Source organism: Halobaculum sp. MBLA0143, from assembly GCF_041361465.1.
GTDB lineage: Archaea > Halobacteriota > Halobacteria > Halobacteriales > Haloferacaceae > JAHENP01.
In genome coordinates this window covers 450556-473402 of record NZ_JBGKAC010000001.1, presented here as the reverse complement: position 1 = coordinate 473402, position 22847 = coordinate 450556, and the positions used below count along the sequence as shown (strand labels likewise).

Genomic DNA, 22847 nt, shown 5'->3' with positions numbered 1-22847 from the left:
GTCGTGACCCCCGCTTTTCGGTGTTCCTCGGGGGCGCGACGGTCGTCGGGTGTACTGTCGCTGCTCGACAGTAAGCTACATTAATATACGTGGCCGATATGTGGGTATGAGTACGAGTGAGGGGTACGTTCTCAACACGCTCCAGACGCCGGAGCCGATCAAACCCCTCTACGACGCAATCGATCGTGGAGTGACAGCCCGCGACGAACTCGAAGCGGAACTGGGGTTCGACGAAGAACGGCTGAGCGACGGCCTGAACGGCCTGCGACAGTATCGGATGATTGGCAAGGAAGACTACGAATTCCACACGGTGGAGTACGCTTTCGACACCGGTGACGACGACCGTGACTTCCGGTTGACGATCCTCCACAACCTCGCCCGGGAGTGTACGGGCCCCGACTGGGGAAAGCAGTCAGTCGTGCTCCTGATCTACAAGTACATGCTCGAACACGATGTCCAGTACTTCGAGAACAACGACACGGGGCTGTACGACAGAATCGACGACTGGTACCGGAGCGAACTGAGCTACGATCCGCAGTCCTCACAGGGGTCGATCACGCTGAACGACCCGAAGTTCGTCAACTGGTCGCGGCAGGCGAACTTCCTCGGGTTAGTGTACAAGACGACCGGCCGGGAGCACGCCGTCAGACCGACCCCGGAGTTGATCGAGGCGTCGGTCAGGCTCGCGGCCGACGGCGACGACTACCTCGGGATTCGGGAGTACTTCGAGTGGCTCCAGACGAACCTCCTGCCGGTCACGCTCCAGGAGGGGACCGTGCCAGCGCCGCTGGCCCGGCTGTTGTTCGAACTCGTGCGTGACGGCACGATTCGACTCGTCGAACGGGGTGACGCGGGTGCAGTCGGGCTCGACGACGTGCCGCGACGGTCCGGAATCGACACCGAGGCGAACACGATCGAGGTGCTGTCGTGAGTCAGAACACGACGCCGGCGGCGGAGTCGGACGCCTGGGAGTACGACCGGTGTCCACACTTCGACAACGTCGAAGAGGAGACGCTCCGGCGACTGTTCAGCAAGGTCGCGGCCGTACGGTCGGAAGATCGGGACCTGTTCGACTTCACGCACCGAGAGATCGACGTCTACCGGTCGACTGGCGCGAACGTGTCGAGTGCGCCGGTCGTCTCCGAAGACGAGGTGTACGAACTGTTCTCCGAGAGTCGCAGGGGTAACTTCGCCGTCGTCATCGAAGGAGAGGTCGGCACCGGGAAGTCGGAGCTGTGTGCGTACCTCGCCCACCGGCTCGACGACGACGACCGGCCGATTCTCCACGTCGACAAAGACGACGACCTGATGTCGTTGCTGACCGACCGGATTCCCGACTTCTACCAGGAACACGTCGGTGAGGAACTGCCGGGGAAGACAGAGTTCGAGGAGTTGGAGGCGGACATCCGCGAGACGCCCGACGCCGTCGCGCGGTACGCGTCCTCGGGCGCGTTGTTGAACCTCGCGGACCGCGGGTTCGACGTCGACTACACGAACGAGCAACAGGACGGCATTCAGGATCACGTCCGGAGTCAGCTCCAACAGCTCGTTGAGCGCGAGCAGTACGGGACGGAGGTGAAGTTCGTCTCCGAGGGTGCATACCGGCAGCGCGACTGTTTCGAGGTGTTCACAGACGGGGAGGCCCCAGACGAGGAGACTGCCATCGACGCGCTGAACACGGAGTTGTGGCGAGAGATCCGTGACCGGTACGGCACGGCGTCGTTGAACGAGGTGCTCCAACGTGTCGGGGCTGCCTTCGACGACACCCGGCCGGTGATCGTGTTCGAGGACTTCGCCATCACCGCGATGGAGGCGCGTCAGCTCCGCAACTACATGGAGCGTGACAAGGACGGCGACAACTGGGACTTCGTCGTCGCCGGCACTCGCGACTCTACGGAAGTACTCCACACGCGGACTGCAGAGGACCGCTTCGAGTTCTTCCAGACGAACGACCCCGACTCCAACAGCGTGTTGTTCCTAGACGAGGAGTCGGTCGTCGACTTCGTCAGGCCGTACCTGGGGTACTTCAAGTCGCTCGACGGGAGCGTCTCGTACGACCGCGACGCGGACGGGGCCGTCGAGCGTCTGCGCCCGGCACCCGACGGGACCACCTGTGCGACGTGTGGGCTGTGTGACGAGTCGTTCCGCGATCTGTTCCCGTTCCACGAGCGGTTCGTCGAACGGGTGTACGCCGGACTGCCCGAGAGCCAGCAGTCGCCACGAGAGATCGTGATGATCGTGTTCGAGGTGTTGGAGGACTACTACAAGGGTCGCGTCGACGCGCCGTCGAGCGCCGGCGCGTTGAAGACGCTGAAACAGCCGTTGCTCGTCGACGACGACGTAGAGGAGGCACACCCGGAGCTCGCGGAGGTGTTCCGGTGGTACGGCGAGGAGAACGACGGGTGGATACACGTCGACTACCGGTTCCCGATGGCGTTCGGCTTCGATGTCGACGAACTCCCGGAACACGTCGAAGGGGGCCGCGACAGCGACGACGGAACACTTCGGATTCGTTCCGGGAGCGGTGGCGGGGGGTCGCCCCCCACCGGCGGCACTGGCACGGGTGGCGGCGGCACTGGCACAGGTGGCGGCGGCACTGGCACAGGTGGCGGCGGCACTGGCACTGGTGGTGGCGGCAGCGGGACCGGCGGAACGACACGGGACCTCGTCCAAGAGAAGATCGACGAACACAAGCCGCTCGTCGGTGCCTGGAAGGAACGACCGGGCGAGAACAGCCAGACGGGGATCTACCTCCGTGCCGGGCTGCGTGACGCGCTGAAGTACCTCACCGACGGATTCGCGCTGTACGAGGGGACGAACCTGACGTTCAACGTCAGCAACCAACAGGACCCGTTCGTCTTCGGCAACACGACCGACGCGCCGGAACCGTACCAGATCGAGGTCGACCCGGACGACTTCCGGTCGTCTGCGCTCCGTCGACTCCTGGCGTACGGTGTTCGGTGTGAGGAAGGAACGGGGACGCCGCGGCGCGACGAACTGTTCGACCGGATGGGAACGCAGCTGACGGGGTACGCCGACGCCTGGCGGCGGACGCTCAGGGCGACGTACCTCGAAGACGACGACGTACTGTACAAGCGGCACGCAGACTACGGTCTCGTGGACTTCGCCGTCTCGACGTACGCGGCGGCGATGGTGTTCGAAGACCCCACCCGACCGGTGACCGCGGAGACGTTCGCCGAGCGGTACGGTGAGACCGACGACTTCGAGATCCACCCCCGTGTCGTCGACTGGTGTGAACAGAGCCTGTCGGTCGAGGAGTTCCGAGAGCTGAAGTCGGCGGTCGAAGACGCCGGTGTGCTCGAAGACCTGCTGGGTGAACTACTCGGCGTCGGCGGCTCGGCGTTAGATCTGCCGGAGCTTCGTAGTCGACTGTCGAACAGTCCCCCGCACGAGGTGCTGAAGTACCTCGGTCGAGGGTACATCCAGAACATCAGCACGGACGTGCGAATCGGCGACGAGAAGCTCCGATCGGTCGCCAACGGCGCGTACGACCTCCGGCAGCGTGTCGACGCGCTGATCGAGACGGGCGGTAACCCTACGGCAATCGAGACGGTCGTCAACGAACTCGGGGTGATCGACCTCGGCGAGGTGAGAGAGATCCACCAGACGCTCCGAACGTACGACAGTGTCAGCCCGCAGGTGCGGGAGTCGCTGGCGAAGTTCGCCCGGGTCGACGACGAGGCGTTCGAGGACACCATCGACGCGGCACACGGGGCGCTCGAACTCGCGGAGAGTCGGTCGCCGTTAGACCAACTGCGGGTGCGGCTGTTGGACGTGTACGTTCGGCGGAGCGAGCCGTACGAGCGGTTCCAGAACGTCACGCTCGACCCGGGCAGTGAGACCGACAGTCTCGGGGGCCGGTTCTCGGAGGTGAGCAACTACTATGTCGAGTGATACGACGGGTGGCTTCGCGGAACAGCTCAGACAGACACAGGAGCGGTATCGGCGACGAGACCTGGCGGAGTCGTTGTCGGCCCTCGCGGTGGAGATGGAAGAGACACTCCTCCAGCGTGCGTTCGCGGCAGCGTTGTTCGACGCCGAGTTCGAAATCGAACCGGAGGCGCAGGCGGCGGTCGACGACGCTCGAGGACTGCTCGACGAGGGTTCGTACGCGAGCCTAGACGAGAAACTCGACGACGTGTCGACGGAGGTGTCTGCCGCGAAGCGACGACTGGAAAACGAGGTGCAGCCGAAGCGGCTCGACGCGTTGAATCGCGTCCGAGCGATGCAACGGCTGAACGAACGGGTGGAGCGGGTCGACCCCGAGCGGCTGGCGGCCATCGAGACTCTGTTGGACGACTGGAACTGGCGGGCGAACGTTGAGGTCGGCGCGGACGACTTCGAGGCTGCGCTCGACGACGCAGCGACGGTGGGCGACGAGTTCCGTGGCCACTCACAGGAGCTGCAGGACGAACTGTTCGGTCCGTACCGCGGCACGGAGGTGTGGCCGGTCGTCCAGCGACTGCTCGACGACGAACGGCTCACCTACGGTGATCTGTCGGCAGAAGAACGAGAGCTGCTTGCCGAGTCGGACCTGTCGGCGTACGTCGAACTGTCGCTGTCGTGAACTGACCGAGAGTGACCCGGGTGGCGGACTGACCCTCCCGCCGTCACTCGAAGTACGGTGCGAGTTCGAGCACGTCGACTGTGTGGCGACCGTCGGAGTCGTAGGTGAGCCGTCCGGCGTCGGTGTCGACTGCGAGGCTGCCGCCGAAGTAGTCGCGCCGTTCCCACTCGCGGAGCTCCGTCGGGTCGCCCTGCTCCCAACAGACGACCACGTCGACCGGTTCGAGTGGCACGCCGTCGTCGAGGAGCCCGGTGAGGGTGTGTGCGACGGCGGCGTTCTCGAGCGTTCCGTCGCGTGTGAGCAGCGCGTTGACCTCGGAGCCGGGAGCGAAGTCTTCGACGGTCACGTCGAGAGTGTCGTCGCGGGCCGTAGCACGCTGGAGGCCGACCAGCAGCTCCGGGCGGTTTGACGGTGAGAAGCCGCCACGGTCGGCGACGGCCGCGCGACGCTCGGACACGCCGCCGGCCTCGTCGTCGACGCGGCGCTCGTACCGACCACGCTTTCGAGCCTCCAGGTACGTCTCGAACCAGGGGTCGTTGGCGACCTTCGACATGTAGTACGAGACCTCCTCGCGGATGGCCGCGAACACCGGACTCGCCTTGTTCCGGATCGACTCCCGGTTGGCGGCCAGTTCGATGTCCTGGCAGTTGGCGACGAACATGAAGTGGAGGAACTCGTTGTCGTGCGCGAGGGTGTCGTTGATCCGTTCGACTTTGATGTGGTCTTTGGCGAGCCAGACGCCGAACTGCGCGGAGTGTTTCCCGTAGGTCGGGAGTTCGTTTCGCGCCGCCTTCCCGCCGACCATCCCGACCATCTGAACCGTCGTCTCCCCGCCGTCGTACTCGACCGACAGCTCCCGGGGTGGGTAGTGTTTGCACATGTACGCCGCCGGCTGGTCGCCGTCGCCGGGGTCGAGCTGTTCGTCCGGGAACTCGAACCCCGTCCGGGTGTCGAGACTGTCTCGGGTGTCGTCGATTCGCTCGTCGAGGTCGACGACGACCTGCATCCGACGGTGGTCGTCTCCGAAGTGGTGTGCGGTCGACCCGACGATTGTCTTCCAGTAGAGGTAGTGTTCGATCTTGTTGTAGGTGAGCTTCGACGGGTCGAACCCCTGGCCAGACCGGAAGTTCTCGATCCGGATTCGAGTCGACATCTCGTCGAGGTCCGTGTCGTCTTCCGTCACCTCGTACTCCGGGAGGACACGGTCGTTGAGCTTTCGCCAGGGGTCGTCCATGACCGCGCGTCGCTCCGTCCCGTCGTGGACCGTCTCGACTGTGATCCGGTCGGACTTGTAGAAAATCTTGGTTCCGTGTCCTTTGTACCCGATACTGTCCTCTTTGCGGGAGTTACCGAGGTCGAAGAACGACGCGAGGTCGCGGTCGTCCATGCCGTGGCCGTCGTCGGCGACCACGATGTCGGAGCCGTTCTCGGCGTGCTCGATGGCGATCCGGACCGTCGTCGCCTCGGCGTCGTAGGCGTTCGACAACGACTCCCGGATCACCTCCAACGGGTCCTCGAAGTCGGAGGCGATCTCCAGAAACTCGTTGACCTCGTTCACTGTCGGTTCACGGAGCATTCAGAAGTACCCTCCCAACGAACGGTTGACGACTGCGTGTGCGTGTTTCCTCATCGTCTCGTGGTGTCCGAGTGTATCTTCGAGGTACTGTATTACTTGCCCGGTCTCGCCCGACGCGACGGTCTCTCTGAGCGCCGCCACGTCGCGCTTCTGGACGATCAGGTTGTGAACGGCGACGGGTCCGAGCACGTCTTTCTTGTACTCGGCGTCGCCACGCATCCGCGAGACGAGCACGTCGGAAGAACACACCGGACAGTCGCACCGGTCGAAGTCGGCGTCGTCCAGCGGGACGGTGTCGACCAACGACTGTTGGTACTTCCCGTTGATGGCGTTCTGGACGTACGTCGTCGAGTCGAAGCTGTCGACGCCCATTCCGACGAGGAGCGGGATAGCACGGCTGCCGATTCCGAGGACGTGCAATGGTCGGTCGCGCATTCCCCAGTCGGCGAGCACTTCACGGCAGTCACTCACCGCTTGGATCAACGCCTCGCGATCGTCTTTCTTTGGAACGAGGCTCCCGAGCGCGATGCCGTCGAACCCCTCCCGAAGCACCGACGCCGGGACGACATCCGTGACTGTCTCCAAAAACTCGTCCATCATCGAATAGTTGTAGCCGTGGAGAGTGAGGTACAGCGCCGCGTCGCTGTCGGCCGTCAGCGACAGGAACGTCTCGACGTTCTCGGCGGTCTTCCTGGCCTTCTCGACGCGGGTCGCGTGGTCGTCGTCCGGTGCAATCGGGTGGTCGAGGTTGACGAGCACGTCGCCGCCGAGATCACGTTGAATCTCGTACACAGCCGTCTGGTCCATCTCGACGGCGAAGCCGTTCCCCTCCAACTGGCCGTCGCCGAGGAACTTGAACCCGCCCGAGTCGAGGAACAGCAGGCTCTCTAACGACTCGAACTCCGAACGCTCCAACAGCTCCGTGTCGCGGTACGTCTCGAACAGGTCTTCGGAGATTCCGTAGTCGGTGAGCGAGGCGACGGACATCATCGTAGCGTCGAAGTACTCCGGCGCGGCGACGCCGTCGACACGCTCGACACCGACGGCGAGTTCCTTCACGGTTCGGTAGATCCCCCCGCCGAAGAAGCTTCTCGGGCGACCACCGCCGTAGAAGTTGACCACCGGGAACATCGCCGGGGTGGGAAGCTCCGTGTCGCGGACGCGGAGCCGTCCCGCTCGCGCGTCGCCGGCGGTCGCCTCGACGGTGAACGCGAACGGTGGCTCGTCTCCGTCTCGCTCGTCTCCGTCCGCGTGCGTGCGCGTGTTCGACATCAGTCCCCCGCGCAGCTCGACGGTCGTTGCTCGTCTGCTCGACGTGGATCGTCGTCCGTCGAGGTGTCGTCAACGACTGCCGCGTCGTCACCGTGGAGGAACCGCTTCAGCTTCCCCCCCATCTCCCCGATCCCGTCGCCGCGAACGTAGTGGACCGGCGTGTCCGTCGCCGCCGCGAGCCCCTCGGTCGCGGAGCGGTATTGTGTGCCCCCGACAATTACCACCCGGTCGTAGTCGCCCGCGAGGTCGGCGAGCGTCGCGACGACGGACTCGCGTAACTCGGCGGCGCGCTCGGCGTCCATCTCTCGGTCGTACGGCTCGATGGGCGTCTCCGGGTGGAGTAGTCCGTGTTCGGCAGACAGAATCCGGATATCGACCGGGAGTTCATCCGTCTCACGGCGCGCCTTCTTCAGGATGCGGTAGAAGTAGCCGTCGTACAGCTCTATCGCCGGGAGAGGCTCTGTCGTTGCTGTCTTCCGAGAAGAGCAGGATTGGACGAGCAGCGTGTTCACGGAGCGTGGTGGGGATCGTGTGGGTTAAGATCTTTGTCTCTGCATTGGCGCTCTCATGTCATAGCTATTACACTGGCTGTATTGATGCGTCTTGAATTACTGCTGTGCTTCGTAAGCCTCTCTTTAGAGCGAATTTCTCTCTAGAGCGCCCTTGGAGCTATTGTGCTGGCTGGAGAGGCAGTATACGGGAGGGCCAGAATTCCAGAACTATGAAATACTGCCTCCAAAGTGTAGGAGTCACTGCAGAAGTAGTCCGACCCTCAAACATTATTTCAAGCATCAGCATTCCAAATAAACCTGGGCGAAGACACCCATTTAAGAGGAGGAGCCATCCCCGCCGAGACTTGTGTCCAAACCATGGATGTCTGATTCAAACTTTAGGCTCGATACCACACACAACCTCGTCGGACCCCCCTCCCCCTCCCCTCACAGACCACAGGAAATCCTCAAATTTCTACTCCTGATCATACTGTCTACATACAAGGCAAAATATAGTCGACATTATCTTGTTTATCTATCTATTGTAATCCTGGAACAAAGGTTTATAACCATGGCCTCCCTGTTATATACACGGGAATGTACGCGACTCCCCGAGGCATTGAGAACCCTCGGGAACGGATGGCAAGTCTTGCTGCGCCCGGCGATGGGTGCAAGAAGGGGCGAGCTAGTCCGCCGTACGTCAGCGTGAAGAGGAGACCACCGCCAGGCGGAAGAGAACCTGTCCCTGCTACAGAAGTGGGCGAGGGGACTGGCGGAGCGAACCAGCACGACGTGGTCGTGAAGCGTGAAGCTTCTCGGCCACCACCCCGACGCCAGGGTGTCAAGCGGCCGCAGGGGCGGAGGAGCAGCGATAGCTCCAGCCGACTGCGACAGACGCCGGTGTATCGGGGGTACCAGCAACAGCCAAATCGAAAGATGACTGAGACAACACGCGGCACGGGCGAGGCGAACAACGAGACAACTGACAGCGACAGCGACGGCGATGGGCGGCTACCCAGCGCTAAAATCTGATATGATTGAGAAGACACGAGGTACGAACGAGGCGAACAGCGAGACAACTGACAGCGACAGCGACGGTGACGGACCATCCAACGGTGGGCAGGTCACACCGATGCAGGAGATTTGGCAGGGTTACTGTCGGATTAGCCCAGCGGTCGGTCTCCTCAAAGGATTGGCCTGGCTGATAGGCTTCACATTGCCCCCGTGGGTGCCTGTCGGGATTCTGGCTGTCCCGCTCGTCTGTGCGGCACTCAAGTACCTGAACCGAGGCTAGCGATGAACCGACCGACGCTCGCCCCGCGGCGAGCTACGTCTAAACTCAAAGTCACGCCCAACGACAGATGATTCCCACCACGACGCCAGCGACGGCGGATAGTGACAACGCCGTCGGTCCGCGCGATCTCCGGTAGACTCGGCGGGACCCGACCTTTTTTACGCCCTCTCACCCTCCAGAGAGGCGACGTGCGCTACTTCGATCGAGCCTCCGACGAGACGCGGTACCCCGACGGAGTCGCCGATTTACTGGACGCGATGTTGTCCAACCGGCAGCTGTTCGACTCGGACGATCAGGGTGATCGTCCGTACGTCGCGGACGCGGTGAAGTACGAACACGAGCGGCAGGACCGGCGTGCCTCTTCGCCGTACGACGGTGACGACGAGTTCGTCCAGCGGGTGGCGGACATCTTCGAGTTCGATCCGCTCGACTTCCAAGTGGACAGCTGGCAGACGGTGAATCGGCTCCACCGCCAGGCGAAGCGTCGTGGGTCGTCGACCGCGGCCGTCCTGTCGGCGCCGACGGGCTTCGGCAAGACGGAGGCGTTCCTGGGGGCGTTGTTCCAGCACCTCGTCGACGATCGACAGGACAGCGTGGCGATGGTCTACCCACGGCGAGCACTGCTGCAAGACCAACTCGAACGTGTGCTGGAGTACGTCCACCGGATCGGCGAGCAGACGGGGACAGACCTCTCCGTCGGGCTCTACACCGGCGGCCAGCCGTACCGGAACGACAAGGTGGGCCAGAGAGACTACGTCGAGCGGAGCGCCGGTGGCCCCGACCGGCTCGCACTCACGAACTGTTGGTGTGGCGACGACGGCGACCCCAACGCCTTCGAAGTGACCCGTGACGGTCGGGGCTACCGACTCCAGTGTGAGGCCGACCCGAGCCACCGGTTCGACCACCGTCAGGTTGTCCTCCCGCGCAGTGATGTCGTCCACGACAGTCGTCCCGACATCCTGCTGACGACGCTCGAATCGCTGGAGAGCTTCGCACTGAAGCCCAACTACGATCTCGTCGACCACCTCGACACGATTGTGCTCGACGAGGTCCACCTCTACACTCAGCTTCGGGGAGCTCACGCGGCGCGGATCGTCCGGAACGTCGACAGCGTCTCCGAGAGCCCGCTGCGGTGGATCGGCTCCAGCGCGACCATCGACGACCCCGAACAGTTCGGTCGGCGGATCTTCGGCATCGACGACGACGACCGGATCGAGACCGTCGAACCCCCGGACAGCGACTACGACGACAGCCACGACGACAGTGTGCACTACTACTTCCTGTCTGCGGCCGAGGATGTCCCCGTCTCCTCAATGGCGATCCAACAGTCGATGCTGCTCGGGCACACCCTCACCGGCCCCGACGCCGACGGCAGCGAGAGTAAGGTGTTGTCCTTCATCGACAGTATCTCCCAGATCAACCAGAAGTCCGCGCAGTTCCGGAAGGCAGACGCAGACCGGGGGCTGTGGCGCTACCACTTCGGCGGTGACGGAGAGGAGAACTGGCCGGCGGTCGCGTCGTCGTTCGGCCGGTCGTTCGTCGACAGACCGTTGAACACGACCCGCGTGTACGCCGACGAGGGGTTCGACGCCGGCGAGGCGGCCGACAGCAACCTCCTGTTTTCCACCTCGTTCTTGGAGGTCGGAATCGACATCGGTGACATCGGCGTCGTCACCCAGTACCGGACACCGTGGGACCTGTCGTCGTTCAACCAGCGTGCCGGACGCGCCGGGCGTCAGCGTGGAGACGACGCTCACGTCGTCGTGCTCCTCTCGAACCTCACCGACGACGCGAACGTCTTCTACCGGGCCGAACGCTTCCTCGGATCGGACATTCGGACTCCGCTGAAGATCGACAACCCCGTCGTCGAGTGGATTCACTCGACGTTGCGGCTGTACTCGGAGTGTGCGAGCGCCGTCGAGGCGGAGTACCGCGGCGGGTTCGATTCGAAGCGAGACGAACACCTCGAGTTTCTCGACCGGTTCCTCCGTGAGGAGTTGGGCTACGATGCCGTCTACGAGTTCGTGACCGACCCGCAGACGTTCTTCGACGAGTGGTTCGACCGCTCGGTCGACGTGCCGGGCGAGCCAGCGCTGTCGGAGCACGTCGCCGGGGGGCTATCGGCCGCCGTCGAGGCGACCGCCGAGGAGGTCGACGCCGAACTCGCCGAGCTGACCGAACACTTCGATCGGGACGGCGACACGATCGTCCGCGGAAGCGAGGCCGTCCGAGAGTACACCTTCCGTGTCCGCGACGAGCTCCGAGACCTGATCGACAGCCTCCGGGGACAGATTCAGGGCTACGTCGACCGGATCGAGAGCGCCGGGGAGTCACCGCCGGGAGACCCGGAGGAACTCGAAGCCGAACTCGAGGCGCTACGAGAGGAGACGGCGGCGGCGACGCGCGGGTCGTGGACACCGACCGAGTCGGTCTCCGAGTTCGAGAGCGTCGTCGACAGGCTGTTCGGTGTCTCGGGGCGGATGCGTCCGATCCAACGGGCGGCCGACCGTGCCGACGACGGGGCTGTCCCCCGGGTGAACGCCGGTCGACTCGACGAGGTGGACGACGTGCTCGAACGGCTCCGTGATCTCCAGTCGGACGGCCGATTGGAACGGTACTTCGACCAACGGACCCAACTGTTCTATCTCGGTGAAGCAGTCGACGAACTCGAAGCGTACATCGACCTGAGCGAGCAGCCGTACAAGAGCTTGTACGGCGTCAAACACCTTCTCCGGTGTAGTTACTACGTCAGTCGGTTTTGGGAAGCGGCCGGCGAGTCGGTGGACGAAGAGATCTGGTTCGTCCCACCGGACTACTACGGCTCTGCCGGTCGGTTCGTCACTGTCTTCGGCGACCAGAACGCGGTCGACGGTAGCCAGGAGTCGATCGACAGTATCCTCAGCACGTACGTTCCGTACCGCAGCGAGTACCGGTCCGACCAGGGCACGCTTCGTGCCTTCCTCCCGCGGACGGAGGTCACCGACGACGGCACCGTCCAGTTCACGCTCACCGAGAGTGTCGACGGCCGTCAGGAGGACGGTGTCCTCGTCCCCGACGAGATCCGGCTCACGGAGTACGAAGATCTCGCCGGCGACGAGGCGCAGAACGTCGTCCAGTACTGTCCGGTCTGTCTGACCCACACCGACGGAGACTGTCTCCGGCACGACACTTACGAAGAGGGAAAGATCCACGCCGAACCGGAAGTCGCCACCCAGTTGCGAGACCGGCACGTCGACGAACAGGTCGGCAACCTCGCACTCGCGGACGTGTCGCCCACAGTCACGCTCGAAGGGGTCACACTCGAAATCACGCCCGCGGATCCGATACAGGTCGACGGCGAGTGGGTGTACCGGTTCGCATCCGAGCGAGACGAACGCCGGATCGAGAGCCCGGAGCGCCCGCTGGGATTTCACCTGAACACCCGGGGGCTCGTGTTCGACCTCGGACCGTTCCTCGACAGCCTCGGTGACGGTGTCCGAGCGGCCGTAGAGCAGTACCAGCCCGAGGACGCCGACGTACCGTTCGAGTATCTGGTCCACCACACGGCCGCGCACTTCCTGCTTCAGCTCGTCGCCGACGTGAGCAGTGTCAACACGACGAGTCTCCTGTACGGGTTCGACGAAGCCGAACGGGAGGTGTACGTGTTCGAACGGACCGAAGGGGGCCAGGGTGTCGTTGACCTCGCCTTCGAGGAGATCGACCGCGACCCAGGGAGCGTTCTGGAGTCGCTTCTCCGTGTCGGCTACAACCCACAGGTCGAAGCCGAACGGCTGTGGACCAGCGAAGCGTTCGTCGACCGGCTCTCTCCAGACATCGCCGAGTCAGGCGTTCGAGCCGCCGTTGACGCCACGCTCGACACCCCGTTCGAGTACGTCGTCGACCAGGTGACACAAGAGGTGTTGGCGGGGGTCGACCGCTGTCGGCAGCTCGGGCGCGACTCGGAGACACTGTCGACTACGACTGCGCTCAGGATCAAACACACTGTCGCCGAGGCCCAGTTGGGCGGGGAGCGCGAGTACCCCGAGTCGGCCGTCGACACCCTCGTCGACGACAGCGTCGATCACGACCGACTAGAGACGCTGTTCCACTCTCCGGACGTAGACGACTGTGTCGAGACGCTTCAGCTGTCGGGCTGTATCGCTGGCGTCGAGCAGGGCGACGGGCTTAGCTACGTCGTTGCCGAGCGACTCCGCAACCACCTCCTCCGGAGTGTCGACGCGAGTGCGACGGTCGAGACGATGTTCGGCCTCGAAACCACACCTGCGGCAGAGTTCGATGACACGAGCATTTTCCTCGACTTCTGACGCGCTGGGAGCGCTCCTCGGATTCGCACTGGTGCGGTCGGAGAGGGTCGCCGTCGTCTCTCCGTGGCTGAGCGACGTGCGGATTTCGCTACCAGTGACCGACCCCGAGCGTGGTTTACCGCGGCGAGTACGCCTCTCGACTGCACTCTCCGTGGTCGAGACGGAAGTCCAAGTGTACCTGCGCGAGGGCGAGTCACACAACGATTACGTCCGGCGCCGGCTCCCCGAACGCGTCCGTGTCGAGAGCGTCGATGACCTTCACGCGAAGGCGATTGTCACACCGGAGTTCCGTTACGTCGGATCGGCGAACATCACCCGCGGCGGGCTCCGGGACAACCGCGAACTGTGCGAGGTCGTCGAGAACGAGTACGGGAGTGTGGAAGCGTTCCTCGACGCGGAACTACAGCTGGACTGGTGACGGATCCTGTCGTTCCATCGGGGTTTTGACGCCGGGTGGTTCGTCTCCAGAGTTCGGCTTCGAGTGCAGACCCGAGCTCGAATCGATCGTTACAGCCGACGACAACTGACGGAGAGACACCGTGCTTGGCCGCGAACGACCGGGAGAAGTCTGGATTTCTGATGACCTGCCGCGTCACCGCCGTTCTTGTGACGAGACAACGCAGCTCCTCGGAGGAGTTACACTCCGCTTGGGTACCGACACCACCGGCTTCACCGATGGCCGTCAGATCAACCCGGAACGGTCGCCGACGTTCCCTGCGGAGGCTTGCTGGCTGAATCGGCGCTCTCCTTCCGACAGTGGCCGTAGCAGTTCTCTGTTGGTACCCATCACCACGCCGGCGATCAACACCAGCCGTGCCCAACGCTCCTGTGCAGCCCGAATCTCGGAGGTCGGGCGGGAGACGACACGCCGGAGATTCAATCTGTGCGTCGGTGCCTCCTCGGACATCGAACCTCCGTCGTACAGCCGGTGGAGGAATTTGAACCACGGTCGCTCACTGCGTTCGTTCCCTGCCCGAAATCAGTCGCGTTGCCACGGATCTCAGACCCGGCCACACACTCCGTTCCCTGGTTCAAACCACTCCGCACGGCTTCCGCTGTTCACATTCGTTCACGGCAGGAAGCCGGTGGAGGGATTTGAACCCTCGGCCTATTCCTTACGAAGGAATCGCTCTGCCAGCTGAGCTACACCGGCGCTTCACCACGACGTATCGCCGTCCCAGACTTAATCGTTCCGAAAGGACGCCGTCCTGGGACACAGTCACGAGCGAGAACGGAGGCAGGGACGGACCCGACGCTGGGGGGCGTCGGTCACCAGAGGAGTAGCGGGAGGTAGATTTGAACTACCGATCTCCGGGTTATGAGCCCGGCGGAATCTCCTGGCTATCCCATCCCGCTACCAGGTACGAACGCTGCGCGACTTGTAAGGGTTGCGTTAGGAGTCGACGCTGTCCCGCGGTCACACACCACGGTCCGTCGGTCACACGCCGATTCGCCAGGTGAACAGGCTCTCGGCGACGTAGTTGACGACCATCGCAACCCCGATACCGGCGAGGTTGGCGACGGGCGCCCAGACGTCGAAGCCGGCGACGACCACCCCGGGGTCGACGAAGGTGACGAGCGCCTGGCCGATCCCGGCGGCGATCCCGACGCCGACGATCCGGACGGAGTTCGACCGGAGCCACCGCCGGACCACGGAGGCGTCGGACTCGCCGTCGAACGTCCAGTTGTCGTTCAACAGGAACATCAGCGTGATCGACGCCTCCGCACCGACGGCCTTGGCGACCAGGAACGGCAGTCCGAGCACGGGGTCCAACAGGGACAACACGACCGTCTCCAGGGTCGCGCCGGCGACGCCGACGGAGAGGAACTGACCGATCCGGGTGCCGGACAGCAACGCGTCGACGGTGCCGGTCGACGACTCTCCGCCGTCCGGCGCCGTCGTCCGGTCGTCACTCACCGTCGACACCTCCGGGCTCGTCTGCCGAGTGTGGGTCGCGGTCGACGAGCGCGGTGTCGTCGCCGCTGTCGAACAGCCGGTGGAGGCGGTCGTTCCGTAGGAGTCGGGCGCGGTGGCGGGCGACGAGCAGTCCCTGGGCCATCGCCAGCCCGTCACGGACGGGCGAGACGGTAGAGCCCGGCTGGTCCTCCCACGTCACCGGCACCTCCGCGACGGGGTACTCCATCGCCGCCGTGACGGCGACCAGCTCGATGTCCCAGGCGAACCCCGGCTCGTAGAGGTGTGGGCGCACGGCCTGCCAGACGGTCGCGTCGATCGCCTTCGCGCCACACTGGTAGTCGTACAGCTGTGCGTCCAACAGCCGGCGGGCGATCCAGGCGAAGCCGTCGCCGAGGAACCGCCGAGCGAACGTCTGGTGTGACCGGATCGACGCCTCCGGGTGTCGGCGGGAGCCGACCGCCAGCCCCCCGTCCGCGCGGACGGCGTCGATCACGGCCGCGAGCGAGGACGCCGGGGTCGCGCCGTCGGCGTCGGCGAAGACGAGCACGTCCGTCGACAGTGCCTCGAACCCGTCCGTGATCGCGCCGCCCTTGCCGCGGCGGCGCCGAGAGACGTCCACGTCGACCCACTGCGGGAGCGAGAAGTCGACCCCGCCGGGGTCGGGGGCGTCCAGTTCCACCCGGATCGTCTCCGGGGCGACCGTCTCGCGGAGGGCACGGAGGTACGAACGGAGCCGGTCTGGGTCGGGCCGGTAGGCCGGCACCACCACCCCGACACTGTTCGACATGGAGCGGTCTTCTCCGGGGCTGGACAAAAACCGTACGGACTCGCGGGACGACACCGGCGAGCCAGCGTTTCACGACGCTTTTGTACCGGCGCGTCGAAGCCTGCCGCATGACCGAGTTCGAAGAGGACGACAGCGTGGAACTCTCGGACGAACACAGCGACTTCGACGGGGAGACCGGCACCGTCACCCAGGTGATGGAGACGATGTTCGGCGACGCCACCTACACGGTCTCGTTCGAAGACGGCCAAGAGCAGGGAATCCCCGCAGACCAGCTCGAACTCGTCGAGTCCGACGGCGACGCGGGCGGAGCCGACACGGACGCCGACGAGGAGTAGTCGCCCGCTACAGAGTCGGCCCTTTTTGACCCCGAGTCGCGTAGCGACCGGTATGGCTCGTGTACCCTTCCACTACGTCGATCTCCGGACGTTCTCGTACGCCACGGAGGACGACCGTCGCGTCGAGGACGCCCTCCGGACGTTCCTCCCGGAGGAGTTCGACATCGATCGGGACACCGTCGAGGGACACAACGGCGACCGGATCCGGACCCTCTCTACCCGCGTCGAGAACGCCGACGACGTGCGACACGTCCTCTCGCGGCTCGCCAGCCTCGCGGAGATCGACCGCGTGCTGTCGGAGTTGGACGACCGGGTCGACGACAACTGCTCGTTGTTCCTCCGACTCGACAAACAGGACGCCTTCGGTGGCCGGGTCAGCCTCGGCGAGGGGCTCACCCTCCGCGCGAAGGTGGAGGCGTACCCGGCACGCCACGAGAACGCCGTCGAGAACGCCCACGAGGTGTTGTCGACGCTGCGCGAGGAGACGGAGCCGGCGTAGTCGGGAGGTCAGTCGGCCGGCTCCGTCGGCTCTGTCGACTCCAGCGCCTCCGTGACCGCCTCCTCCGTCCCGCCGGGGAGCCGGTCGCGGAGCCGTCCCGCGACCGTCCGCGCCTCCGCCAACTCCGCCTGCGCGACGGCCTGGAGGAGTGCGACCGCTCGTTCGACCCGCGCTCGTCGCCACGACTCCTCGCGGGCCTCGTAGGTGCGGATCGCCCGGAGGAAGTCCACCTTCGAGAACTCCGGCCAGTACGGGGTACAGAAGTACACCGCCGCCTCGTTCCCGTTGGCGTGCCACGGCAGGAAGTTGGAGGTGCGTTCGTCCCCTCCGGTCCGGACGATCAGGTCCACGTCCCGCACCGGGCGGTCGTACAGTCGCGACTCGATCTCGGTGGTGTCGACGGCCGACGGCGACAGCTCCCCGGCGGCCACGTCGCCCGCGACCGCCCGCACCGCGGACAGCAGTTCGTTCCGACCGCCGTACGCCAGCGCGACGTTGAGCCGAAACTGGTCGTACTCCCGTGTCCGGCGCTCGGCGTAGTCGACGGCCGACCGCACCTGTTCGGGCAACATCGCCACGTCGCCGAGTGCGCGGATCTGGACCCCCTGGTCGTGGACCCGGTCGGCGTCCGCGAACTCGCGGAGCTTCCGCTCCAACAGGTCGAACAACGGCTCCAGCTCCTCGTCCGGCCGTTGGAAGTTCTCCGTCGAGAAGGCGTACAGCGTCAGCTCCTCCACGCCCAGTTCGCTACACCAGTCTAACACCTGCTCTGTCGTCTCGGCTCCGGCCCGGTGGCCGTCCGGTGCGTCTCCGCCGTTCGAACGAGCGTACCGTCGGTTGCCGTCCTGGATGATGGCGACGTGTGTCGGCGCACCGTCGATCTCGCGGCGGAGGAGTCGCTCGTAGGCCCCGTGGACCAGCCCGCGGAGTCGGCCCCTGTCAGTCACTACGGTACGATTCCGACCGGCCTCCTAATGTGTTTTGTGAGATACGTCGCGGTGGTCGGCCGCCAGCGCGTCTCGGGGTGGGGGTCACGTCGCCGGCGCGGCGCTCCGACCGGCGACGTTCAGACGGCGTCAGACGGGCTCCTCGACGGCCTGCTCGATCACCTCGACGTCACCGGTGAGTTCCCGGTGGACGTACGGCATGTCGATCCCCTCGGCGTCGAACCGACGTTTCACCGCCGAGACGAGCTCCGACCGCACTCGAACGTAGTCGCCGCGGCTCGGCTCGTCGATCCAGTAACGGGCCTGGAGCCCGACGGCGGAGTCGCCCAGCTCCGTCACCCGGACGGACGGCGCCGGGTCCGAGAGCACGTCGTCGACGTTCTCTGCCTCGTCGAGGATACAGTCCGTCGCGTGGTCGATGTCGTCGTCGTAGCCGATCCCGAAGGTGAACTTCCCGCGGAGCGTCTGGTAGGCGACCGGGTTGACGAGGGCGTCGTTCGCCAGGTCGGAGTTGGGCACCGTGATCCGTTCGTTGTCGAACGTCTGGATCCGGGTCACCCGGAGGTCGATGTCGCGGACACGCCCGGAGCCGCCGGACCACTCGATCCAGTCACCCACCTCGAACGGCTTGTCCTTCAGGATGAAGATCCCGGCGACGAAGTTGGCGACGAGATCCTGGGCGGCGAAGCCGACTGCCAGCGCCAACGCCGACCCGAACGTGGCGAACGCCGTCAGGAACGACCCGAAGCCGGCGACGGTGAACGCGACGGCGACGGCCGCGAACAGGACGGCCGCGTTCACCACGCTCTCGGCGAGACTCTGGACCGTGTCGTCGAACTCCCGGCTCGACATCGCCCGGGCCGCCAACGGTGACAACAGCCGCGACCCGGCCACGTACACCGCGGTGAACGCCAGGACGAACGTCACCGCCGCCGTCGCGACGTCGAGTAGTTGCCTCCCGAGCTCCTCCTGTGAGATTCCGAACAGTTGGAACACGATGTCGCCGCTCTGCAACAGCACACTGCCCCCGGCGGGGACGGGTGAGACACCGACCATACCCCAGCGACAGTTCCGGGGGTTAAAAGTTCGGGGCCGCCAGCGCCCGACTCAGAACCCTTCGACGAGGTCTGCGACCTCCTCGGGGGTGTCGCCGACCGGGACGCCCGCGTCGTTCAGCGCGTCGATCTTCGACTGTGCCGTCCCGGTGCCGGAGCCGGAGACGATCGCGCCGGCGTGGCCCATCCGCTTGCCCGGCGGGGCGGTGCGGCCGGCGATGAAGCCCGCCACCGGCGTGTCGACGTGCTCGTCGATGAACGCGGCCGCCTGTTCCTCGTCTTCGCCGCCGATCTCGCCGCACATGACGATGGCGTCCGTCTCCGGGTCCGCCTCGAACAGCTCCAACGCGTCCACGAAGGAGGTGCCGATGATCGGGTCGCCGCCGATCCCGACGGCCGTCGACTGGCCGAGCCCGCGGTCGGTGAGGTTGGAGACGACCTGGTAGGTGAGCGTCCCCGAGCGGGAGACCAGCCCGACGTTGCCGGCCTCGAAGATGTTGCCCGGCAGGATCCCCAGCTTCGCCGCGCCGGGTGTGATCAGTCCGGGGCAGTTGGGACCCACCAGCGTCGTGTCCGTGTCCGACAGCTCGGAGTTCACCGCAGCCATGTCCTGGGTGGGGATCCCCTCGGTGATGGCGACCGCGAGGTCGATCGGCGCGTCCAGTGCCTCGAAGATCGCGTCGGCGGCGAACGCCGGCGGGACGAAGATCACGCTCGCGTCGGCGTCTTCGGCCTCGGCGGCCCGGGTGACGGTGTCGTACACCGGGACACCCGCCACCTCCTGGCCGCCACGGCCGGGCACCGCGCCCGCGACCACGTTCGTGCCGTACGCTAGCATCTGTTCCGTGTGGAACTTCCCTTCCCCGCCGGTGATCCCCTGGACCACCACACGAGTGTCGTCGTCGACGAGAATGCTCATTCGTCCACCTCCGTGGCGTCGGCCACCGCACGCTCGACCGCGTCCTCCAGTGTCGCCTCCACCTGGACGAGGTCCGTGTTCAGAATCTCCATCCCCTCTTCTGCGTTCGTCCCGGCGAGCCGTACCGTCACCGGCTTCGGGATCTCCTCGAGCTGTTCCAGGGCGGTGTTGATCCCCTCCGCGACCTCGTCGCCACGGGTGATCCCGCCGAAGATGTTGAACACCACGCTGTCGACGTTCTCGTCGGAGAACACCACGTCCAGCGCGTTGGCGACCCGTTCGGCCTTCGCCCCGCCGCCGATGTCGAGGAAGTTCGCTGGCGCCCCGCCGAAGTAGTCGACCAGGTCCAGCGTCGTCATGACGAGCCCGGCGCCGTTGCCGACGATCCCGACGTTGCCGTCCAGCCGGACGTAGTCGAAGCCGTACTCGCCGGCCTTCCGTTCGAGGTCGTTCGTGTACGACTCCTCTTCGAGGGCTGCCAGCTCCTCCTGGCGGAAGAGGGCGTCGTCGTCGACGTTCATCACGGCGTCGGCGGCGACGACCTCGCGGTCGTCAGTCACCATCACCGGGTTGATCTCGATCTCGGAGGCGTCACGCTCGTCGAACAGGTCGTACAGCGTCGAGAGGACGCCCGCCACGTCCAGGGCTACGTCGTCCGGGACACCCGCCTCGTAGACGGCCTTCCGGGCCTGGTACGGCCGCAGTCCGGCGACGGGGTCGACGTGGACACGCGCGATCGCCTCCGGCGTCTCCTCGGCGACCTGCTCGATGTCGACGCCGCCCTCCGTCGACACCATCAGGACCGGCTTCCCCGCGCCGCGGTCCATCGTGATCCCGACGTACAGTTCGTTCACGAAGTCGACGGCGGCCTCGACGAGGACTTTCTCGACGGTGTACCCCTTGAGATCCATCCCGAGGATGCGGTCTGCGGCCGCACGGGCCTCGTCGGCGCTCTCGACGATCTCGATCCCGCCGGCCTTGCCGCGACCGCCGACGTGGACCTGCGCCTTGACCGCGGCCGGGAACCCGATCTCCGTGGCACTGTCGACGACCTCGTCGGTCGTCGTCGCCAGCGCCGACCCCGGGATCGGAACCCCAGCCTCGGAGAAGACGTCCTTCGCCTGGTGCTCGTGGAGTCGCATGCGTCTGGACTGGGGGGAACCGGCCGCTTAAATCCAGTCGATTCGGTCCGCTCGACCCCTCGCCACGAGTGTCGGATTTCTGTTAGTTACGGCGACGGCCGCGGGTGGACGGGCGGACGACGGAATTCGTCACAGTCGGTTGACGGGTTCGGCGGACGGCGAGCGGGCGGGAGACGGCGGGAGACGCCGGGTGGATGGGCTTTCAGTGAGAGTCGTCGGTATGTTTATTTCTGTTCGACACTAACGGTCTGACAGACATCACCGATGTACGACCTGACAGGCTTCCAGCGAGACCTGTTGTACGTGATCGCCGGTCTAGACGACCCACACGGGCTGGCGGTCAAAGAAGAGCTGGAAGAGTACTACGAGAAGGAGATTCACCACGGTCGGCTCTACCCCAACCTCGACACCCTCGTCGACAAGGGTCTCGTCGAGAAGGGTGAACGCGACCGCCGGACCAACTTCTACACGCTGACGCGCCGTGGCAGCCGCGAGCTCGACGCTCGCCGGGAGTGGGAACGGAGCTACGTCGAGGCCGCCGAGTAGCTACTCCACGGGGTCCCCGCCGTCCGAGACCGCCGCCGACTCCTCGTCCACCGTCTCTGTCTCGCCGCCCGTCGCGTCCGGTTCCAGGTACGTCGGATCGACACTGTACGGGCGAAGCTCCTCTCCGCGTGCCAGCTCCGGGAGGACGATCTGGACGAACCGCACGAGCAACACCAGGAACATCGGCAGCAGGAAGATGCCGTACCACCCGAACAACAACGGGCCGAGGGTGTACGCCAACATCACGGCACCGACGTGGAGCGACCGTCCGGAGACGTACGGCCGGAGCACGAGGTCCGGCACCGTGTCCACGATCACGAACGACACGACCGCGAAGCCGGCGACGAACCACAGCGTCCCCGGTGTGCCCGCGAACGCCGCCCGGCCGGCCATCCCCGCGACCACCGGGACGTAGACGAGCTTCATCCCGACGACCGGCACGAGGCTGGCGACGCCCGCGAGCAGCCCGACGAGCGCCGCCGCCGGGATCGCGGCGCCGTCCGGGGCGAACAGGTTCAACCCCGTGTAGGCGATCACGCCGATGGTGCCCGTCAGCGCCGCGTTGAGGATGTTGCCGAAGAACACGTTCTGGTAGTCCCGGTCGACCCGCTCGGCGTACGCCAACAACACCCCCCGGTCGTCCGTGAACCGGCCGAGCCAGCGTCGGAGCCGGTCGCCGTCCCGCAGGAGGTAGAAAGCGAGCGCGAACACGACGAACACGTGGATCAGCCCGGTGCCGAAGAACGTGACCGTGTCGAGTGCGTTGCCCGCACCCGACAGCACGGATCCGACCGCGTCCGCCGAGAGGTACGTCTCCCAGTCGAGTCCCGCCAGCGCCTCGGGGTCCGACAACAGCTCCAGCGTCGCCTCGTCGACGCCGGGGACCGTCGCCGGGTCGAGCACGTCCACGGCGCCCAGCAGCTGCTCGGCTTCCGTGACGACGATCAGCAACGCGTACGACACCAGGAGTAACGCCGGCGCCGTCAGCGCCAGCAGCGCGACCACCGCAGCGACGGTCGGGTGGCCGATCCGGCGTCGGATACGGACGAACACCGGCCGGGTGGCGTAGTAGAGGAACCCGCCGAACACCACCGTCCCGACGAAGGCGTAGACGACGTACCCGAGCGCCGCCGCCAGACAGAGGCCGAACCCCGCCCACAACACCCGGCTCCGT

At 65.4% G+C, this 22847-nt stretch carries 19 protein-coding genes and 2 tRNA genes; 8 read left to right on the top strand and 13 right to left on the bottom strand.

Going from position 1 to position 22847, the window contains the following annotated elements; translation table 11 throughout:
- Window positions 1-106: 106 nt before the first annotated feature.
- From RYH79_RS02440 to RYH79_RS02430, 3 genes are read left to right on the top strand one after another with little or no spacing between them, the layout of a single operon-like run.
- Entirely contained in the window at window positions 107-931 is an 825-nt protein-coding gene (locus RYH79_RS02440) for a hypothetical protein (RefSeq protein WP_370895873.1), read from the top strand.
- Window positions 928-3915, top strand: a complete 2988-nt coding sequence (locus tag RYH79_RS02435) for a P-loop NTPase family protein (protein ID WP_370895871.1) — start codon at window positions 928-930, stop codon at window positions 3913-3915. Before RYH79_RS02440 ends, RYH79_RS02435 begins: the two co-directional genes overlap by 4 nt.
- Complete coding sequence (locus RYH79_RS02430; protein WP_370895869.1) at window positions 3905-4588, top strand: DNA repair protein RecN; 684 nt, start codon at window positions 3905-3907, stop codon at window positions 4586-4588. Before RYH79_RS02435 ends, RYH79_RS02430 begins: the two co-directional genes overlap by 11 nt.
- Window positions 4589-4631: 43 nt before the next feature.
- On the opposite strand, the gene RYH79_RS02425 is transcribed toward RYH79_RS02430, so the two are convergent.
- From RYH79_RS02425 to RYH79_RS02415, 3 genes are read right to left on the bottom strand one after another with little or no spacing between them, the layout of a single operon-like run.
- The gene (locus RYH79_RS02425; protein ID WP_370895867.1) at window positions 4632-6164 is read right to left on the bottom strand and encodes an ATP-binding protein; all 1533 of its coding nucleotides are present in this window, start codon (window positions 6162-6164) and stop codon (window positions 4632-4634) included.
- Window positions 6165-7436: a tRNA-guanine transglycosylase gene (locus RYH79_RS02420; RefSeq protein ID WP_370895865.1), complete on the bottom strand. Its 1272-nt coding sequence runs from the start codon at window positions 7434-7436 to the stop codon at window positions 6165-6167.
- Window positions 7436-7948 carry a DUF6884 domain-containing protein gene (locus tag RYH79_RS02415; protein ID WP_370895863.1) on the bottom strand — a complete coding sequence of 171 codons (513 nt, stop codon included), beginning with the start codon at window positions 7946-7948 and terminating at the stop codon, window positions 7436-7438. The genes RYH79_RS02420 and RYH79_RS02415 overlap by 1 nt, the downstream gene beginning before the upstream one ends.
- A gap of 1461 nt (window positions 7949-9409) precedes the next feature.
- Here RYH79_RS02415 and RYH79_RS02410 point away from each other — a divergent pair.
- Together RYH79_RS02410 and RYH79_RS02405 are read left to right on the top strand one after the other, a co-directional pair.
- On the top strand, window positions 9410-13525 hold the full coding sequence (locus tag RYH79_RS02410) for a DEAD/DEAH box helicase (protein ID WP_370895861.1): 4116 nt from the start codon (window positions 9410-9412) through the stop codon (window positions 13523-13525).
- A gap of 151 nt (window positions 13526-13676) precedes the next feature.
- A complete protein-coding gene (locus tag RYH79_RS02405) occupies window positions 13677-13943 on the top strand; it encodes a phospholipase D-like domain-containing protein (protein WP_370895859.1) in 267 nt (88 codons plus the stop codon).
- A 264-nt stretch (window positions 13944-14207) separates the two neighbouring features.
- On the opposite strand, the gene RYH79_RS02400 is transcribed toward RYH79_RS02405, so the two are convergent.
- From RYH79_RS02400 to RYH79_RS02380, 5 genes are all read right to left on the bottom strand, one after another.
- Window positions 14208-14432 (bottom strand): hypothetical protein, encoded by a 225-nt coding sequence (locus RYH79_RS02400; protein ID WP_370895857.1) that lies wholly within the window; start codon window positions 14430-14432, stop codon window positions 14208-14210.
- 173 nt (window positions 14433-14605) lie between these two features.
- Window positions 14606-14678, bottom strand: a tRNA-Thr gene (locus RYH79_RS02395).
- A 128-nt stretch (window positions 14679-14806) separates the two neighbouring features.
- Window positions 14807-14881 (bottom strand) — tRNA-Met (locus RYH79_RS02390).
- Between the two features lie 82 nt (window positions 14882-14963).
- On the bottom strand, window positions 14964-15443 hold the full coding sequence (locus tag RYH79_RS02385) for a GtrA family protein (protein WP_370895855.1): 480 nt from the start codon (window positions 15441-15443) through the stop codon (window positions 14964-14966).
- Window positions 15436-16230, bottom strand: a complete 795-nt coding sequence (locus RYH79_RS02380; RefSeq protein ID WP_370895853.1) for a glycosyltransferase — start codon at window positions 16228-16230, stop codon at window positions 15436-15438. The genes RYH79_RS02385 and RYH79_RS02380 overlap by 8 nt, the downstream gene beginning before the upstream one ends.
- A gap of 107 nt (window positions 16231-16337) precedes the next feature.
- Between RYH79_RS02380 and RYH79_RS02375 the strand changes: the two genes are divergently transcribed.
- Together RYH79_RS02375 and RYH79_RS02370 are read left to right on the top strand one after the other, a co-directional pair.
- On the top strand, window positions 16338-16565 hold the full coding sequence (locus RYH79_RS02375) for a DUF1918 domain-containing protein (protein WP_370895851.1): 228 nt from the start codon (window positions 16338-16340) through the stop codon (window positions 16563-16565).
- 52 nt (window positions 16566-16617) lie between these two features.
- Window positions 16618-17064 carry an RNA-binding protein gene (locus RYH79_RS02370; protein WP_370895849.1) on the top strand — a complete coding sequence of 149 codons (447 nt, stop codon included), beginning with the start codon at window positions 16618-16620 and terminating at the stop codon, window positions 17062-17064.
- An 8-nt stretch (window positions 17065-17072) separates the two neighbouring features.
- On the opposite strand, the gene uppS is transcribed toward RYH79_RS02370, so the two are convergent.
- The 4 genes from uppS to sucC all read right to left on the bottom strand — a co-directional run bounded on the left by uppS (window position 17073) and on the right by sucC (window position 21127).
- Complete coding sequence (gene uppS, locus RYH79_RS02365; RefSeq protein ID WP_370895847.1) at window positions 17073-18011, bottom strand: polyprenyl diphosphate synthase; 939 nt, start codon at window positions 18009-18011, stop codon at window positions 17073-17075.
- A gap of 129 nt (window positions 18012-18140) precedes the next feature.
- Entirely contained in the window at window positions 18141-19067 is a 927-nt protein-coding gene (locus RYH79_RS02360) for a mechanosensitive ion channel family protein (protein WP_370895845.1), read from the bottom strand.
- A 51-nt stretch (window positions 19068-19118) separates the two neighbouring features.
- Window positions 19119-19985, bottom strand: coding sequence for a succinate--CoA ligase subunit alpha (gene sucD, locus RYH79_RS02355; protein WP_370895843.1), 867 nt, complete (start codon window positions 19983-19985; stop codon window positions 19119-19121).
- The gene (gene sucC, locus RYH79_RS02350) at window positions 19982-21127 is read right to left on the bottom strand and encodes an ADP-forming succinate--CoA ligase subunit beta (protein ID WP_370895841.1); all 1146 of its coding nucleotides are present in this window, start codon (window positions 21125-21127) and stop codon (window positions 19982-19984) included. Before sucC ends, sucD begins: the two co-directional genes overlap by 4 nt.
- A gap of 264 nt (window positions 21128-21391) precedes the next feature.
- On the opposite strand from sucC, the gene RYH79_RS02345 reads away from it, so the two are divergent.
- Window positions 21392-21673: a PadR family transcriptional regulator gene (locus RYH79_RS02345; protein ID WP_370895839.1), complete on the top strand. Its 282-nt coding sequence runs from the start codon at window positions 21392-21394 to the stop codon at window positions 21671-21673.
- On the opposite strand, the gene RYH79_RS02340 is transcribed toward RYH79_RS02345, so the two are convergent.
- Window positions 21674-22834 (bottom strand): AI-2E family transporter, encoded by a 1161-nt coding sequence (locus RYH79_RS02340; RefSeq protein ID WP_370900740.1) that lies wholly within the window; start codon window positions 22832-22834, stop codon window positions 21674-21676.
- Window positions 22835-22847 lie beyond the last annotated feature (13 nt).

What these genes read in the sequence shown, in the direction of transcription:
- RYH79_RS02440 (WP_370895873.1), top strand. Translation starts at nt 107, where the DNA reads ATGAGTACGAGTGAGGGGTACGTTCTCAACACGCTCCAGACGCCGGAG.
- RYH79_RS02430 (WP_370895869.1), top strand. Translation starts at nt 3,905, where the DNA reads ATGTCGAGTGATACGACGGGTGGCTTCGCGGAACAGCTCAGACAGACA.
- RYH79_RS02425 (WP_370895867.1), bottom strand. Translation starts at nt 6,164, where the DNA reads ATGCTCCGTGAACCGACAGTGAACGAGGTCAACGAGTTTCTGGAGATC.
- RYH79_RS02420 (WP_370895865.1), bottom strand. Translation starts at nt 7,436, where the DNA reads ATGTCGAACACGCGCACGCACGCGGACGGAGACGAGCGAGACGGAGAC.
- RYH79_RS02400 (WP_370895857.1), bottom strand. Translation starts at nt 14,432, where the DNA reads ATGTCCGAGGAGGCACCGACGCACAGATTGAATCTCCGGCGTGTCGTC.
- RYH79_RS02380 (WP_370895853.1), bottom strand. Translation starts at nt 16,230, where the DNA reads ATGTCGAACAGTGTCGGGGTGGTGGTGCCGGCCTACCGGCCCGACCCA.
- RYH79_RS02375 (WP_370895851.1), top strand. Translation starts at nt 16,338, where the DNA reads ATGACCGAGTTCGAAGAGGACGACAGCGTGGAACTCTCGGACGAACAC.
- RYH79_RS02370 (WP_370895849.1), top strand. Translation starts at nt 16,618, where the DNA reads ATGGCTCGTGTACCCTTCCACTACGTCGATCTCCGGACGTTCTCGTAC.
- RYH79_RS02360 (WP_370895845.1), bottom strand. Translation starts at nt 19,067, where the DNA reads ATGGTCGGTGTCTCACCCGTCCCCGCCGGGGGCAGTGTGCTGTTGCAG.
- sucD (WP_370895843.1), bottom strand. Translation starts at nt 19,985, where the DNA reads ATGAGCATTCTCGTCGACGACGACACTCGTGTGGTGGTCCAGGGGATC.
- sucC (WP_370895841.1), bottom strand. Translation starts at nt 21,127, where the DNA reads ATGCGACTCCACGAGCACCAGGCGAAGGACGTCTTCTCCGAGGCTGGG.
- RYH79_RS02345 (WP_370895839.1), top strand. Translation starts at nt 21,392, where the DNA reads ATGTACGACCTGACAGGCTTCCAGCGAGACCTGTTGTACGTGATCGCC.